Below are 15488 nucleotides of genomic sequence, written 5' to 3' on the forward strand. Positions count from 1 at the left end.
GGCCATTACCGAATTCTGACTGGAGGGGATCTATGAAGCTGGTTACGGTGGTAATCAAACCATTCAAACTCGAAGACGTACGTGAAGCGTTGTCTTCAATGGGTATTCAGGGACTGACTGTCACCGAAGTGAAAGGCTTCGGTCGTCAGAAGGGTCATGCCGAGCTTTATCGCGGGGCGGAATACAGCGTTAACTTCCTGCCAAAAGTAAAAATTGATGTCGCGATTGCTGATGACCAGCTTGATGAAGTCATCGATGTGATCAGCAAAGCGGCCTATACCGGCAAAATTGGCGACGGCAAAATTTTCGTTGCCGAACTGCAGCGTGTCATTCGCATCCGTACCGGCGAATCTGACGAAGCGGCACTGTAAGTAACTCCTGGCACACAGTGATAGGGATCGAGAAAATGAAGATAGCAACAATCAAAACGGGTCTGGGTTCGCTGGCACTGCTGCCGGGCCTGGCAATGGCTGCTCCTGCGGTGGCAGACAAAGCCGATAACGCCTTTATGATGATCAGCACCGCGCTGGTGCTGTTCATGTCTATTCCGGGCATCGCGCTGTTTTACGGCGGCCTGATCCGTGGCAAAAACGTTCTCTCCATGCTGACGCAGGTTGCCGTGACGTTCGCGCTGGTTTGCGTGCTGTGGGTGGTTTACGGCTACTCTCTGGCCTTCGGTGAAGGTAACGCTTTCTTCGGCAACTTCAACTGGGCCATGTTGAAAAATATTGAACTGACCGCAGTGATGGGCAGTTTCTATCAGTACATCCACGTTGCGTTCCAGGGATCGTTCGCCTGTATCACCGTGGGGCTGATTGTGGGTGCGCTGGCTGAGCGTATTCGCTTCTCCGCCGTTCTGATCTTTGTGGTGGTCTGGCTGACGCTCTCCTATGTGCCGATTGCACACATGGTCTGGGGTGGCGGTCTGCTGGCGTCGCACGGCGCGCTGGATTTCGCAGGCGGTACCGTTGTTCACATTAACGCCGCGGTAGCGGGTCTGGTGGGGGCATACCTGATTGGCAAACGCGTGGGCTTTGGCAAAGAAGCGTTCAAACCACACAATCTGCCGATGGTCTTTACCGGTACAGCAATCCTCTATTTTGGCTGGTTCGGCTTCAACGCAGGCTCTGCGAGCGCTGCTAACGAAATCGCTGCGCTGGCCTTCGTGAATACCGTGGTGGCCACGGCGGGTGCAATCCTCTCATGGGTGTTTGGTGAGTGGGCGGTACGCGGTAAACCTTCTCTGCTGGGCGCGTGCTCGGGTGCCATTGCCGGTCTGGTGGGGATCACCCCAGCATGTGGTTACGTCGGTGTCGGTGGTGCGCTGCTTGTCGGTCTGGTGTCAGGTCTGGCGGGTCTGTGGGGTGTGACAGCGCTGAAACGTCTTCTGCGCGTGGATGACCCTTGCGATGTCTTTGGCGTGCACGGCGTGTGCGGTATCGTCGGTTGTATCATGACCGGTATCTTCGCTGCGAAATCGCTGGGCGGAGTGGGTTACGCTGAGGGCGTTGACATGGTTCACCAGGTGCTGGTGCAGTTGGAAAGTATCGCCATTACCGTTGTGTGGTCTGCGGTGGTGGCCTTCATTGGCTACAAACTGGCGGACATGACTGTGGGTCTGCGCGTACCGGAAGAGCAGGAGCGCGAAGGTCTCGACGTCAACAGCCACGGCGAGAATGCGTATAACGCATAATAAACAGCAAAACGGCAATCTCCGATTGCCGTTTTTAGTATTTATTCCCTCTCCCTGTGGGTGAGGGCATCATCACCCGCGATTACGCATCACCCCTTCCTGCACCGTCGAGGCGACCAGCACGCCGTCCTGCGTATAAAACTCCCCGCGTACAAACCCGCGAGCGCTGGACGCCGAGGTGCTTTCCACGCTGTAGAGCAGCCAGTCATTCATGTTAAATGGACGATGGAACCACATTGAGTGATCGATCGTCGCAACCTGCATCCCTTTTTCAAGGAACCCCACTCCGTGCGGCTGCAGTGCAACCGGCAGGAAGTTAAAATCTGACGCATAGCCCAGCAGATACTGATGCACGCGGAAATCCTCTGGTACGGTGCCGTTGGCGCGGATCCAGACCTGGCGTTTCGGCTCGGCCGTATGGCCTTTCATCGGGTTATGGAATTCGACCGGGCGGATCTCCAGAGGTTTATCACAAAGGAACTTCTCTTTGACCTGCGGTGGCAGCAAGTGGGCCAGCGCGCGGGCGATATCGGTCTCCGATTTGAGATCGTCCGGCGACGGTGCCGCTGGCATCGTTTTCTGGTGCTCATAACCCGGTTCCGGTGCCTGGAAAGAGGCGGTCATGTAAAAGATGGGCTTGCCATTCTGAATGGCTGCCACGCGGCGCGCGCTAAAGCTGTTGCCGTCACGCAGCACTTCCACGTCGTACACAATGGGTTTTGCGCTATCGCCAGGACGCAGAAAATAGCTGTGAAAGGAGTGCACCAGACGGTCTGCCGGGACGGTCTCCTTGGCAGCGTACAGTGCCTGTCCGACGACCTGCCCTCCGAAGACCTGACGCAAGCCCAAATCTTCGCTCTGTCCGCGAAAGAGTCCTTCCTCAATTTTTTCCAGATTCAGTAATGTCAGCAGATTGTTCAGTGCCTGACTCATAGTTGTCCTCAATAAACGCCGTGGCGAAAGATAGGCAGAGTATAACGCAGAAATGAAAGTGGTCCGACGGGTAGAATTATCTGAATATCAGGGAGAATTTAGGCATTAATCAGTGATCTGTGCCACACTTGAATACGATATGTGTTTGAAACGACATCGGATGGGATCGATCCCGCTGGTGCATTGATGATAAGGAGACTTCAATGAAACTCGTGCCCATGCTAAGTGGTGTAGCTATTGCGGTGGCGTTGTCCGCCTGTGCAGGTAAGAGCGCCCAGGTGCCGGTGCCAGCAGCAGATCCAAATGGGATTAATACACTCTCACAGCAATCCATTCAGCAACCTAATGTTTCCGGTACTATCTGGATCAAACAGCGAGTCGCTTTACCACCGGATGCGGTATTAACGGTCACGCTGTCTGATGCTTCTCTGGCCGACGCGCCGTCGAAAGTGGTGGCCCAGCGTGCTGTTCGTACCGAAGGTAAGCAGGCACCGTTTAGCTTCGTGCTGCCGTATAACCCGGCAGACGTACAACCGAACGCCCGTATCCTTCTGAGCGCTGCGGTAACCATCAACGGTAAGCTGGTGTTTATTACCGATACGGTTCAGGAAGCCATCAACAACGGTGGGACGAAAATCGACCTGAACCTGGTGCCGGTGCAGCAAACCGAAGTGCCGATCGCACCACAGACGAACCAACCGTCTGTACCTACCCCACCGACTCAGCTGTAATGTGTTCCCCTCTCCTTCGGGGGAGGGGGTCAATACACCCAGCGATACTTCTGCAAATCAATCTGCCCTGATCCGGACACCTGTATCCCTTCTGAAAGTAATGCCTGCCTCTGGCGCTGCAAATCCGGCCCGGTGAGCGAGATGGCACCATGACGATTCACAACCCGATGCCAGGGCAATGTACTGCCTTCAGGAAGCCGTTTTAGCACGCCACCCACCTGACGCGCCGCGCGGGGGGAGCCGGCAAGACGTGCGATGTCACCATAGGTTGTCACGTAGCCCTCCGGAATGGAGGCCACAATTTGCCACACTCGCTGTGGAAAGGAGTCGTGTTCGTCCATCAGTACACCTGTGGGGATGAGTGAAGTGTCATGTTAAACGAAGATTGCGCCGATTGCTGTGCCTGTTTGCGCAAGAAACCACCATCCGGTTGCTGGCAGCTTGCAATTGACCGTTAGCACAGGGATAATGCGCCAGCGCGTTGGGTAACAACGCTCACAATGGGGGCTCTGTTGGTTCTCCCGCAACGCTACTCTGTTCACCAGGTCAGGTCCGGAAGGAAGCAGCCAGGGCAGACGACGTGTGTGCCGGGATGTAGCTGGCAGGGCCCCCACCCATTTGTGCTTCTGGCAACATCTTCCCGTTTTTTACCTCCTTCCAGCATGGCTATTCCACAGAATTAACAGGGTTTAATTCGTGGTGTAATATATATTTCATCGCGCTGAAATATTACTGTCATAAACCTGTAATAATAGACTGTCATTTTATTTCTGGGCGTCTTTTTTCTGTCATAAGTTAAAAATATATATCTGGATTACATTGTTAACATCGTGTATTAAATAAAGCACTTATTCCGAAGGGAAGTGACAATCATGGCTACTGCGGTATTAAACGTTAAGATTGACGAAGCGCTAAAAGAAAGACTTCGCCACTATGCGGAAGTGAATAACGAGAACTTAAGCGTGACCACAGAGAAGTTGCTGCTGCTGGCATTTGAAGCCGCAGACGAGGTGGGAGTATCGGAAGAGGATATTGATAATCAGCATACGGAAGAAGAGAGTGTAACGCCTTTTACTCCTAAAGAAATCAAAGCTCTACGTAAACTTCTGAAGAAGAGAAAATGAAACAACAACTATCGACCGCCAGTGACTACAAAGAAGCCTGCGATCTGTTGCGTTCAGGCTACGTGAAGCATGTCCGTCTTGGCTGGAATGTAGGAAGTGATGAGTTCTTTCGTATTGCGTCTGACTGGTGTGATACCGGCGCAAAAATAAAGAAAGACGGTGAAAGTTTTGTTATTTCACTGAAGGGTTTTCCTATTCCTCCTCAGCACTGATTCCTGACTGGTGAAAACTGCTGACTGCCGTATGACAGTCAGCAGTTTTTATTTTATGATCCACTTCAAACTTTTATATTAAACAAGACTGCGTTTTACCGACGGCGCGGTTTTATTTAATGCGAGCCAAACCGGTTTGATTCGTAGCAACGCCTGCTCAAGCTCTGCCGACTCAAGCGAGAAGGGCATGCGTAAGTAGCGGTCAAACGCACCCGATAAACCAAAGCGTGTGCCGGTTCCCAGATTAATCCCCAGCATTTCTGCACGTGCGGCGAGCTGTGTCGCCAGCATGCCCGGCAGCTCGATCCAGTAGGATAGCCCGCCTTCCGCCTCCTGAAACCGCCACTGGGGAAAATGTTCGCGCAGCAGTTCACCGCAGCGGTCGCGTCGCTCCTTCAGTATTTTCCGGCGCGCAGGCAGAAATGTCTCGCTATTTTTGATGAGCCACAGCGTGGCCAGCTGTTCCAGCAGCGGCGAGCCTAAATCCAGCGTATCCCGCGTCTGGGCAAGTGTGGCAATGGTGCGCGACGAGGCGCGGATCCAGCCGAGGCGCAGCCCACCCCAGAAACTTTTTCCCGCCGAACCCAGGGTGATCACCGTAGCCTGCGAATTAAACGACGCCAGCGGCGGCGGGGGCGGTGCTTCAAACCAGAGATCGACCATCGTTTCATCGACCACCAGCGTGGTACGGGTGCGAGCGGCAATGTCGGTTATTGCCTGACGGGTGGCGATATCCATGCATCGCCCTGTTGGATTGTGAAAATCCGGCATCAGGTACGCCAGGCGCGGTGCTGTCTGCGCAAGTGTGGCGGCAAAGCCATCCGTATCCCAGCCGCTTTCCGGCAGCGACACGCCCACCGGCCGACACGATGCTCCCTGGATGGCTGCAATCGCCAGCGGATAGGTGGGATGATCGACCACGACGCGATCGCCCGGGCCGGCCATCATCCGCAGTACCAGTGCAAAACCGCTGACGGCACCATTAACCACCATCACTTCGTCTGCGCGGGTCGGCAGCCCGCGTGCGGTATAGCGAGCGGCAATGGCGTCGCGCAGAGCCGTCAGGCCGAGCTGATCGTAACCGGTCAGCGCAAGGTGCTGGGTGATCGCGGTGAGCGCCCAGGTGTAAGCCTGGTGGATCTCTGGCCCGGCATTCAGGGCGGCAGTGGAGAGATCCAGCGCTGCGCTTGCCGCTGAAAGCGTCGGTACAGCACGGGTATCGGGCAGGATCACGCGTGAACCGCTGCCGTGGCGGCTCTCCAGATACCCTTCTTCTCGCAGATGGGCCAGCGCGCTGCTGATGGTCGTCCGGCTTACATCTAACGCCGTGGCCAGTTCACGTTCACCGGGCAGGCGCGTGCTCAACGCCAGCCTGCCGTCTAGGATCAGCAGGCGCAACGCGTCGGCCAGCTGTCGCCAGAGTGGGGTTCGGGATGGGGTTTGTTGCCAGTGGCCCAAAAGGCGAACCAGCGACTGACTTCCGAAACGGCGTGATGACATATGCAGTCCACTATTTGAAAACTGGACATTAATCATAGTGCCATTTTCGAACAAGATGAAAGCCTGGTTCACTGGAGAAGCTAAAATGGTACGTCGTCTGCTGCAACTGTACGTTGGTTTAGGCCTGTACGGGCTTTCAACCGCGATGTTTATTCGTTCGGATCTGGGGGTTGACCCGTGGGATGTGTTTCACCTTGGGGTGGGATTACAGCTGGGGATGACCATCGGTACGGTGATTATTTTGACCGGTGCCGCGGTGCTGCTGCTGTGGATCCCGCTGCGTCAGATGCCTGGGCTGGGAACGCTCAGTAACGTTGTCTGTATTGGCCTGGCGGCGGATGCCTCGATGGCCCTTATCCCCGAGCTGGATCTTCTCCCCATTCGGATTGCTCTGCTGGTTGGGGGCATTGTGCTGAACGCGATAGCAACCGGTATGTATATCGGTGCCGGGTTCGGGGCGGGCCCACGCGATGGACTGATGACCGGCATTCACGCCCGGCTGGGGTGGTCAATCCGCAGCGTTCGGACCTCAATTGAAGTGAGTGTTCTGCTGATTGGCTGCGTCCTTGGCGGAACGTTTGGCGTCGGGACGGTACTGTATGCCCTGACCATCGGCCCGCTTATCCAGCTCTGTTTGCCGTGGTTCCGTCAGAAGCCGCGTACGGATAACGTTCCTCAGCCAGAGCGGGTTGTTTAATTTTGCGAAGCGCTCACAGGTATTAATGGCCGCGCTGTGCCACAATAGACGGCTCTGTTAACACCAAGCCGGAACGCATGAAAGCCATTACCCTCTATGATGTTGCCCTCCTTGCGGGGGTGTCTTATCAAACCGTTTCCCGTGTGATTAACGACGCGGAGCATGTTTCTGCCCGGACACGGGAAAAGGTGCAGCAGGCCATGGCGGAGCTGCACTATGTTCCTAACCGTGGCGCGCAGCAGCTGGCGGGCAAGCGCACCCGTACGCTGGGACTGATCACTACCGATCTGGCGCTGCATGCGCCTTCGCAAATTGTCTCTGCGGTCAAATCCCGGGCGGTAGAAAAGGGGGCGAGCGTACTGATCTCAATGGTGGAACATCCGCAACAGTGCCAGGCCGCGCTTCAGGAGCTGCTGGCGCAGCGCGTGGAAGCCCTGCTGGTGAACGTGCCGCTTGACGATCCCCATGCCGAACAACTCAAGGCACTGGCGTCGCCCGTGCCGGTGTTGTTTCTGGATGTCTCTCCGTCGGCAGCGGTCAACAGCCTGGTGTTCAATGCTGAACAGGGCGCTCGTCTGGGCGTTGAACATTTGCTGTCGCTCGGGCATCAGCGTATTGCATTGCTGAGCGGGCCGGAAAGCTCTGTTTCCGCTCGTGCCCGTCTGGCGGCATGGAAAGCCGCGCTGGCGGAAGCTGGCCTTGAGGCGGCGGCGGTGGCCTACGGCGACTGGAGCGCAGCCTGCGGTTATGAGAAGGGGCATGCGCTGTTGTCTGCTGCAACGTTACCGGATGCCATTCTGGTGGCTAACGATCAAATGGCGCTGGGGGTGATGCGGGCCTGCGCGGAAAAAGGGGTGACGATCCCGGGCCAGATATCGATAGTGGGGTTTGACGATACCGCCGACAGCGCCTGGTTTTCACCTCCGCTTACCACCATCCGTCAGGCATTTCGCGAGGCAGGTGAACAAAGTGTGGAGTGGCTGCTGGCTCCCGCCCGCCATGAAGCCTGCTGGCAGGTTCAGTTGCCCGTCACGTTGATTAGCCGACAATCCAGTGCCCGTCGCACCCCGCAGCAGGCCGATCGTGAGGATCTTGCGCAGCAGCTCAGAAGCCTGGCCCTGCGGGCAGAGCAACTTGCTCGCCAGTAACACTTTTGTGATCTGACTCGCTACACGGCGATCCCACGCTTTACCGCGGCAGTTTGCCAGGGCATGTTGAGTAAAATTGTGAGCGCTTCGCAAAGAGGAAAACATGTCCAATACTGTCTCGCTGACTCTCAGCGCACTTCTGGCCCGTCGGGACTGGGAAAATCCCGGCGTCACCCAGTGGAACCGGCTGGCGGCGCATGCGCCATTTCATAGCTGGCGTAATGAACACGCCGCCAGAGAGGACGCGGCATCCATCAGCCGACGTTCCCTGAATGGGGAGTGGCGATTTAGCTTCTTTTCTGCACCTGAGCAGGTTCCGCAGGCATGGACAGGCGAAGATTGCCCGGATGCCGTTGCGATGCCGGTGCCGTCAAACTGGCAGATGCAGGGGTTTGATACACCTGTTTACACCAACGTCACCTATCCCATTCCCGTCAATCCGCCCTTTGTTCCGGCAGAGAATCCGGTCGGTTGTTACTCGCTCACATTTGAGGTGGAGGACGCGTGGCTCGAGGGCGGGCAAACCCGCATTATCTTTGATGGCGTGAACTCGGCGTTTCATCTCTGGTGCAACGGTCAGTGGGTGGGGTATTCCCAGGACAGCCGTCTGCCGGCCGAATTCGATCTCTCGGGCGTATTGCGTGCTGGCCAGAACCGCCTGGCCGTGATGGTTTTGCGCTGGTGCGACGGAAGCTATCTGGAAGATCAGGACATGTGGCGCATGAGCGGGATTTTCCGCGATGTGTCGCTGCTGCATAAGCCGGAGACGTACATCGCGGATTATCAGGTGGTCACCGACCTCAATGCGGAGCTGGATCGCGCCGTGCTGAAGGTGGATGTCGCCCTGGCGGGCGCTCACTTTGCGGAGTGCGAGGTGGCAATAACGCTCTGGCGCAACGGTGAACGCTGTGCCAGCGCCACCCGGCGGCCAGGCTCGGCCATTGTGGATGAACGTGGCAACTGGGCCGAGCGGTTGACGGTGGCGATCCCGGTTGCGTCACCCGCCTTATGGAGTGCTGAGACCCCAGCGCTTTATCGGCTGACGATCGCGCTGCTGGACCCGCAGGGTGAGGTGCTGGAGATTGAAGCCTGTGACGTGGGCTTCCGCCGCGTTGAAATCAGCAATGGCCTGCTGAAGCTCAACGGCAAGCCACTGCTCATCCGCGGGGTCAACCGGCATGAACATCACCCGGAAAACGGCCAGGTGATGGACGAAGCGACGATGCGTCGCGATATCGAAATCATGAAGCAGCACAACTTCAACGCCGTGCGCTGCTCGCACTACCCAAACCATCCTCTGTGGTACCGGCTTTGCGATCGCTACGGCCTGTATGTGGTTGACGAGGCCAATATCGAAACCCACGGCATGGTGCCGATGAGTCGTCTCGCTGACGATCCCCGCTGGCTGCCCGCCATGAGCGAGCGCGTGACCCGCATGGTGCAACGCGATCGTAATCATCCGTCCATTATCATCTGGTCGCTGGGCAATGAGTCTGGCCACGGTGCAAATCACGACGCGCTGTATCGCTGGCTAAAAACCACCGATCCGACGCGCCCGGTTCAATATGAAGGCGGTGGAGCGAATACGGCGGCGACCGATATCATTTGTCCGATGTATGCCCGTGTTGATCAGGATCAGCCGTTCCCGGCAGTGCCGAAATGGTCCATTAAAAAATGGATCGGGTTGCCGGATGAAACCCGACCGCTGATCCTCTGCGAATACGCCCACGCAATGGGCAACAGCTTTGGCGGCTTCGCCAGATACTGGCAGGCGTTTCGTAGCCATCCGCGTCTGCAGGGAGGATTTGTCTGGGACTGGGTCGACCAGGCGCTGACGAAGAAAGATGAAAATGGCACCCCGTTCTGGGCCTACGGCGGCGATTTTGGTGATACACCCAATGACCGACAGTTCTGCCTTAACGGGCTGGTGTTCCCCGATCGCACGCCGCACCCGGCACTGTATGAGGCTCAGCGCGCGCAGCAGTTCTTCACCTTTACGCGAGTAAGCACTTCTCCGCTGGTGGTGGACGTGCAAAGCGATTACCTGTTCCGTCATACGGATAACGAGCTGCTCAGATGGTCGGTGATCCGTGACGGAACGGTGCTGGCTAAGGGGGAGGTTACGCTCTCCATCGCGCCTCAGGAGACTCAGCGTCTGGATATCTCGCTGCCCGCGCTGACGGCAGAGCCGGGCGAGGTCTGGCTGAATGTAGAGGTGTACCAGCTGAAGGCAACGCCGTGGTCACCGGAAAACCATCGCTGCGCGTGGGATCAATGGCCACTCCCGGCACCGTTGTTTATCGCCCCGCCCGCACCGGTGGGTGTGCCGCCGGTACTGACGCAAACCGATGAGATGCTGACCCTGACGCACCAGCAGCAGCGATGGATAGTTGACCGTACCTCAGGACTCCTGACGCAGTGGCTGAACAATGGCGTTGAAACGCTGCTCTCGCCGCTGACGGATAACTTTACCCGCGCGCCGCTGGACAATGATATCGGAGTCAGCGAGGCCACGCGTATCGATCCAAATGCATGGGTGGAGCGCTGGAAGGCGGCGGGGATGTACGACATTACCCCGCGGTTGCTGCGTTGTGAAGGAGAGCAGCATGCCCGCGAGGCGGTAGTCACGACGCTGCATGCCTGGGAACATCTCGGCAAAGCGCTGTTCCTGAGCCGTAAAGTCTGGCGGGTGGACGATCAGGGTGTGCTGCACGGTGAGGTTGAGGTAGAGGTTGCGTCTGATATTCCGGAGCCTGCGCGTATTGGCCTGAGCATGCATCTTGCCCGGCCGCCGGAAGCCGTTCACTGGCTGGGGCTGGGGCCGCATGAAAACTACCCGGACAGAAAGCTGGCAGCACAGCAGGGGCGCTGGACGTTGCCGCTGCAGGCAATGCATACGCCGTACATCTTCCCGACGGAAAACGGCTTGCGGTGCGATACCCGTGAACTGGTGCTGGGGACGCATCAGTTGAACGGGCAGTTCCATTTCTCTGTGAGCCGCTACAGCCAGCAACAGCTGCGTGAGACAACCCATCACCATCTGCTGCGTGACGAGCCGGGGTATTGGCTCAATCTTGATGCGTTCCATATGGGCGTGGGTGGAGATGACTCCTGGAGCCCCAGCGTCTCGCCGGAATTTATCCTGCAAAATCGCCAGCTTCGCTATCGCTTTAGCTGGCGTCAGAACCTCAACTGACCTTCGGTGGCGGCCACGCGTTGGCCGCCTGGTTCAGGCCAGGATACCGCCTAACCCGTGCAGGATCATGTAACCCCCCACCAGGATAATCAGTGCCGCAGAGAACCACGGTGCTTTGCGTGAAAACTCGCTGAACCCCGGCCAGCGTTTTGTCGCATGTTTAAGGCTTAACGCGGCAATCGCGCCCGATGCCACCAGCGTTAACGCCAGACCAATACTGAAGCTAAATACCAGCGTGGCGCCCAGGGCAAAGTGCTTGAGCTGCAGGCAGATCAGCAGGACGGTGATTGACGCCGGGCAGGGGATCAACCCGCCGGTCAGCCCAAACATCGCAATTTGCCCGGTGGTGACGTTTTGTCCGTTAAAACGACGATTGATATCCTGCGCATGGGCGCGCTGGTGGGCGTCTTGCCACTCCTCTGCAACCAGTTGATGTTCATGGTGGTGATGATCATGATGGTGGTCATGGTCATGGTCATGGTCATGGTCATGGTCATGGTGGTGATGATGATCGTGCGGCTGATTCTCCTTCCAGGTACGCCACGCCATCCACAGCGCGATCAAAACGATCAATACCCCAGAGATAAGCTGGAACCAGGGTTCAGAGGTTTGCGCATCCCAGCCGCGACCAAACCATAATCCCGCCATGGCAATGATCCAGACTACCGCGGTATGGGAAAGCGTGGCCGCCAGCCCCAACAATACCGCCTGTTTCAGCGTGCCACGGATCGCCACAATAAAGGCTGCCATCATTGTTTTAGAGTGGCCCGGCTCAAGACCATGCAGGGCACCGAGCAGGATCGCGCTGGGAATGAATAGCCATGCGTTGCCCTGTTGCAGAAGAGAAGCAAAATCGTTCATTACAAAATCCGCACTGGAAAAGGTGCGCAGATAGTACTCCCCCCCAGTAGTTGAATACTACCCCCCAGTAGAAAAATACTCAGGGGGAGTAGGGCGTGTTATGCTTTACCCGCCAGAAGAAGAAGGATGCAGAGATGTCACATACGGTTCGTCACAAGAAGATGTTATTGACTCGCCTGAAGAAAATTCAGGGACAGAGCACCGCGCTGGAAAAAATGCTCAGTAACGACGAGCATGAGTGTGCCGAGGTATTACAGCAGCTGGCCGCGATCCGCGGTGCGGTGAATGGCATGATGCTGCAGGTGATCGAAGGCCATTTAACCGATCACGTCGTCAAAGAGCCTGAGGAAGATCAGCGTGAGGCCGATCTTGGCGTGGTTTTACAGGTGATCAAATCTTATCTGAAGTAGAAGGGGCGTTAAGGTTATTTTCTGCCCATGCCATAAATTCCGCTTTTGGCAGCGCCTTACTGTAGTACCAGCCTTGCCCGTATTGCACGCCGTGACGGTGCAGCCAGGCGAGCTGCCCTGCGGTTTCCACTCCCTCAGCAACCATCGCCAGCTTCAGTGATTTCGCCATTTCTATAATGTGTGGCGTTACGTTTTTGTACTCCAGCGCATCCACGAACGACTTATCAATTTTCAGCGTGTCGACGTCCAGATCCTGCAGATAGCTCAGGCTGGAATAGCCCGTGCCAAAATCATCGATGTAAATGGCGTGGCCCGAACGGCGAAAAGCGGCGATGGCCGGTGCGCTGATTTTGGGATCGGCAAAGCCGCGTTCGGTTAATTCAAGCGCTATCTGTTCCGGGCGGACTTGCCATTTATTTAGTAGCTGGCTCAGAAGCGGCGGCAGCTTGCCGGAGGTTAAATCTGCAGGCGCGAGGTTGACGGAGATATGCTGATCGGCATGGAGATGCAGCCAGTTGCCCATATCCTCGAACACTTTTTCGATCACCAGATGCGTGAGGCGCGAGATAAGCCCCGTTTGTTCCGCCAGCGGGACGAAACTGTCAGGCGACAGGCTACTCCCGTCAGGCTGAGGCCAGCGCGTTAGCGCCTCTGCGCCCACTATTTTCCCGCTACAGAGCGCCACAATAGGCTGGTAGTGAACCTCGAATTCGCGGTTATTGATGGCATCAAGCAGGCGGTTACGCGGTGACTGGATGCGACGCAATATCCGCAGAACAAACAGGGCGGCAAGCAGGCTTATCAGCATGCCAAACGGCAGCCAGAAAAGGAGCTGCCGGTGCCAGGTTTCCGCCAGCGGTTTTAGTGCAGCCCATGCAACAACGTTTATTCCCAGCTCCGGTACGGGCTTCATGACGTACATTGCACCGTTGTACTCAACACTGACCATCTCCTGATCTTTAATCATGTTGCGGATGTGCGGATCAAGTTTGCTGCTGCTGGAGAACACGAGATGCGTTGCGTTCGCTACCAGGGCGGCATCGATAGAAATATCGGCGAAGGGGATCACATCCACCAGCGAGGCGGGATCGACCAGTACAAGATAATGTCCTTGCCCCAGCACGGCCATGTTGCGGTTGAAACCGAGTTCATTTGGCCTCGTAAGCCACGCGCTATAGCCATCTTCCGTAATGCGCATGGGCGGCGGGAACGCGGTCGCTTTGCTGACCTGTTCCAGCGACGAGCACAGTGGCTTAAGGTTATCGGTGTATATCACTTCCTGAACATAGAGCCACGAGAAGGCGATCCGGCGCATTTCCCGTAAATGCAGATGGCTACAGGGAGGGCCTTTAAAGGTCTGCAGTTGCGTGAGCGCTTCCTTGGCCTGCCCAACAACCCTGTCCGTACGCAACAGCACGCGTGAGGCATAGCTGTCCAGCGCATCGACAAATTTTTCTTCCGCCTGGCGATGCGCCAGCCAGATACTGAGGCAAATCGGTATCAGCACAGAAAAGATCAGTATGCCAGTCACCAGGCTGACCAGATGTCGGGTTTTCATGCTGCCGTGTCCTTCCTCATATGCCCACTCCAGGGCACTGAGACGCTTGCCAGAGGAGAAAGTTTTTACCGCGAAATGATATAGTTATAGCACGTGAGCGTCATGGTTTTCGTTCCGCAGCAGCGAAATCAAAAAATATCGTCGGAAATGTGATGCACTCTCGGGGGTTGTTTTTACCGCAGAGCCTGGATATTATTTTGTTATGTTATAACAAAACATGAGTGATTCACGATGAAACCCAATATCCATCCAGCCTATCGCACCGTGGTGTTTCACGACACCAGTGCCAATGAATACTTTAAAGTTGGTTCAACCATCAAGACTGACCGCGAAATTGAACTCGACGGTGAAACCTATCCTTACATCACCATCGAGGTCTCTTCAAAATCGCATCCGTTTTATACCGGCAAACAGAAAACCTTCTCGACGGATGGCAGCGCGGCGCGCTTCCGTAAACGTTTTGGCGGCTTTCTTAATGCGAAGCGGGGGTGATCATGCAAGTACTTAACTCGTTGCGGAGTGCGAAACAGCGTCACCCGGATTGCCAGATAGTCAAACGTAAGGGACGCCTGTATGTGATTTGCAAATCAAACCCGCGCTTTAAAGCGGTGCAGGGACGTAAAAAAAGACGCTAGACGCCCGTTTCACGCCAGCTTTCCAGGGATCTTTTCTGTTTGCCATCGGCAGTAAAATTGTCGGTGGCAAGCCAGCTTTCAAAGGCGCTCGCCAGCGCTGGCCACTCTTTGTCGATAATCGAAAACCAGTCCGTATCCCGGTTATGGCCTTTGGTGACCAGCGCCTGGCGAAAACGCCCCTCAAACAAAAAGCCCAGACGCAGCGCAGCCTTGCGGGAAGGCTCGTTCAGGCTGTTGCACTTCCACTCATAACGCCGGTAGCCCAGAGTATCGAACACGTATTGCATCAGCAGAAACTGCGCTTCGGTAGACATTGGCGTGCGGCTCAACAGCGGGGAGAAATGAACGTGTCCCACCTCCACAACGCCATTTTTGGGGTCGATACGCATCAAGGCCAGGGTTCCCACCGGGGAGCGGGTCTGATTATCGAAGACGGTAAAGTGTATCGGGTCTGATAATTCACTCACGCTTGCCACCCATGCGGCAAATTCTCCTGCCGTGGCATCGGGTTCACGCAGAAGCCATGTCCAGCTTCGGGTATCCCCGGCGAGCGAATAAGCGGCACACAGCGCACCGGCATGCTCCACCTGCAGCGGCTCAAGCCAGCAGTAGCGGCCCTGAAGGACCACCCGGGAAGGGTGCTGACGGGGCTGCCAGTCGATTAGCGGTTCGCCCACCGGCTGCCCAAACTGATTGAAAGTATTCATCTTCATCTCCGTGACGTTGTAAAGAGTTCCAGACTAGTGAAGAAGTGGTTCCTTAAAAAGTACCAACAGGCTATGTTTTGGTG

At 56.3% G+C, this 15488-nt stretch carries 17 protein-coding genes and 1 other RNA gene; 12 read left to right on the forward strand and 6 right to left on the reverse strand.

The window, feature by feature from the left end; genetic code table 11:
- Window positions 1-32: 32 nt before the first annotated feature.
- Window positions 33-371, forward strand: coding sequence for a P-II family nitrogen regulator (gene glnK, locus APU11_RS10880; protein ID WP_008503304.1), 339 nt, complete (start codon window positions 33-35; stop codon window positions 369-371).
- A gap of 35 nt (window positions 372-406) precedes the next feature.
- Entirely contained in the window at window positions 407-1693 is a 1287-nt protein-coding gene (amtB, locus tag APU11_RS10885; protein WP_013095872.1) for an ammonium transporter AmtB, read from the forward strand.
- A 72-nt stretch (window positions 1694-1765) separates the two neighbouring features.
- Here the strand turns inward: amtB and tesB are convergent, their stop codons facing one another.
- Window positions 1766-2626, reverse strand: a complete 861-nt coding sequence (gene tesB / locus APU11_RS10890) for an acyl-CoA thioesterase II (RefSeq protein WP_013095873.1) — start codon at window positions 2624-2626, stop codon at window positions 1766-1768.
- Window positions 2627-2829: 203 nt separating this feature from the next.
- Between tesB and APU11_RS10895 the strand changes: the two genes are divergently transcribed.
- Complete coding sequence (locus APU11_RS10895; protein WP_013095874.1) at window positions 2830-3357, forward strand: YbaY family lipoprotein; 528 nt, start codon at window positions 2830-2832, stop codon at window positions 3355-3357.
- Between the two features lie 29 nt (window positions 3358-3386).
- Here the strand turns inward: APU11_RS10895 and APU11_RS10900 are convergent, their stop codons facing one another.
- Complete coding sequence (locus APU11_RS10900; RefSeq protein WP_058651628.1) at window positions 3387-3698, reverse strand: MGMT family protein; 312 nt, start codon at window positions 3696-3698, stop codon at window positions 3387-3389.
- Between the two features lie 169 nt (window positions 3699-3867).
- Here APU11_RS10900 and ffs point away from each other — a divergent pair.
- The 3 genes from ffs (at window position 3868) to APU11_RS10915 (ending at window position 4693) form a co-directional block, all read left to right on the forward strand.
- Window positions 3868-3964: signal recognition particle sRNA small type (ffs, locus tag APU11_RS10905), an RNA gene on the forward strand.
- 265 nt (window positions 3965-4229) lie between these two features.
- On the forward strand, window positions 4230-4481 hold the full coding sequence (locus APU11_RS10910) for a hypothetical protein (RefSeq protein WP_020686138.1): 252 nt from the start codon (window positions 4230-4232) through the stop codon (window positions 4479-4481).
- Entirely contained in the window at window positions 4478-4693 is a 216-nt protein-coding gene (locus tag APU11_RS10915; protein WP_013095877.1) for a hypothetical protein, read from the forward strand. The genes APU11_RS10910 and APU11_RS10915 overlap by 4 nt, the downstream gene beginning before the upstream one ends.
- Before the next feature lie 78 nt (window positions 4694-4771).
- Here the strand turns inward: APU11_RS10915 and APU11_RS10920 are convergent, their stop codons facing one another.
- Window positions 4772-6193 carry a PLP-dependent aminotransferase family protein gene (locus APU11_RS10920; RefSeq protein WP_058651629.1) on the reverse strand — a complete coding sequence of 474 codons (1422 nt, stop codon included), beginning with the start codon at window positions 6191-6193 and terminating at the stop codon, window positions 4772-4774.
- 85 nt (window positions 6194-6278) lie between these two features.
- On the opposite strand from APU11_RS10920, the gene APU11_RS10925 reads away from it, so the two are divergent.
- From APU11_RS10925 to APU11_RS10935, 3 genes are all read left to right on the forward strand, one after another.
- On the forward strand, window positions 6279-6890 hold the full coding sequence (locus APU11_RS10925) for a membrane protein (RefSeq protein WP_013095879.1): 612 nt from the start codon (window positions 6279-6281) through the stop codon (window positions 6888-6890).
- 77 nt (window positions 6891-6967) lie between these two features.
- Window positions 6968-8038, forward strand: a complete 1071-nt coding sequence (locus tag APU11_RS10930) for a LacI family DNA-binding transcriptional regulator (RefSeq protein WP_058651630.1) — start codon at window positions 6968-6970, stop codon at window positions 8036-8038.
- A 103-nt stretch (window positions 8039-8141) separates the two neighbouring features.
- Window positions 8142-11234, forward strand: a complete 3093-nt coding sequence (locus tag APU11_RS10935) for a beta-galactosidase (RefSeq protein ID WP_058651631.1) — start codon at window positions 8142-8144, stop codon at window positions 11232-11234.
- Between the two features lie 33 nt (window positions 11235-11267).
- Here APU11_RS10935 and APU11_RS10940 read toward each other — a convergent pair whose 3' ends face one another.
- Window positions 11268-12095 carry a nickel/cobalt efflux protein RcnA gene (locus APU11_RS10940; protein WP_058651632.1) on the reverse strand — a complete coding sequence of 276 codons (828 nt, stop codon included), beginning with the start codon at window positions 12093-12095 and terminating at the stop codon, window positions 11268-11270.
- Between the two features lie 134 nt (window positions 12096-12229).
- Between APU11_RS10940 and APU11_RS10945 the strand changes: the two genes are divergently transcribed.
- Complete coding sequence (locus tag APU11_RS10945; RefSeq protein WP_014830896.1) at window positions 12230-12505, forward strand: metal/formaldehyde-sensitive transcriptional repressor; 276 nt, start codon at window positions 12230-12232, stop codon at window positions 12503-12505.
- On the opposite strand, the gene APU11_RS10950 is transcribed toward APU11_RS10945, so the two are convergent.
- Window positions 12486-14063 carry an EAL domain-containing protein gene (locus tag APU11_RS10950; protein WP_048970695.1) on the reverse strand — a complete coding sequence of 526 codons (1578 nt, stop codon included), beginning with the start codon at window positions 14061-14063 and terminating at the stop codon, window positions 12486-12488. The genes APU11_RS10945 and APU11_RS10950 overlap by 20 nt on opposite strands.
- Window positions 14064-14294: 231 nt before the next feature.
- Between APU11_RS10950 and APU11_RS10955 the strand changes: the two genes are divergently transcribed.
- Together APU11_RS10955 and ykgO are read left to right on the forward strand one after the other, a co-directional pair.
- Window positions 14295-14555 (forward strand): type B 50S ribosomal protein L31, encoded by a 261-nt coding sequence (locus APU11_RS10955; RefSeq protein WP_006176933.1) that lies wholly within the window; start codon window positions 14295-14297, stop codon window positions 14553-14555.
- Window positions 14556-14557: 2 nt separating this feature from the next.
- Window positions 14558-14698, forward strand: a complete 141-nt coding sequence (ykgO, locus tag APU11_RS10960; RefSeq protein WP_003859006.1) for a type B 50S ribosomal protein L36 — start codon at window positions 14558-14560, stop codon at window positions 14696-14698.
- Here the strand turns inward: ykgO and APU11_RS10965 are convergent.
- Complete coding sequence (locus APU11_RS10965) at window positions 14695-15405, reverse strand: GNAT family protein (protein WP_058651633.1); 711 nt, start codon at window positions 15403-15405, stop codon at window positions 14695-14697. The two genes, ykgO and APU11_RS10965, sit on opposite strands and share 4 nt — an antisense overlap.
- Window positions 15406-15488: the final 83 nt, after the last annotated feature.

Origin of the sequence: Enterobacter sp. 50793107, assembly GCF_001463365.1 — a bacterium.
In the GTDB taxonomy this organism is placed as follows: Bacteria; Pseudomonadota; Gammaproteobacteria; order Enterobacterales; family Enterobacteriaceae; genus Enterobacter; species Enterobacter cloacae.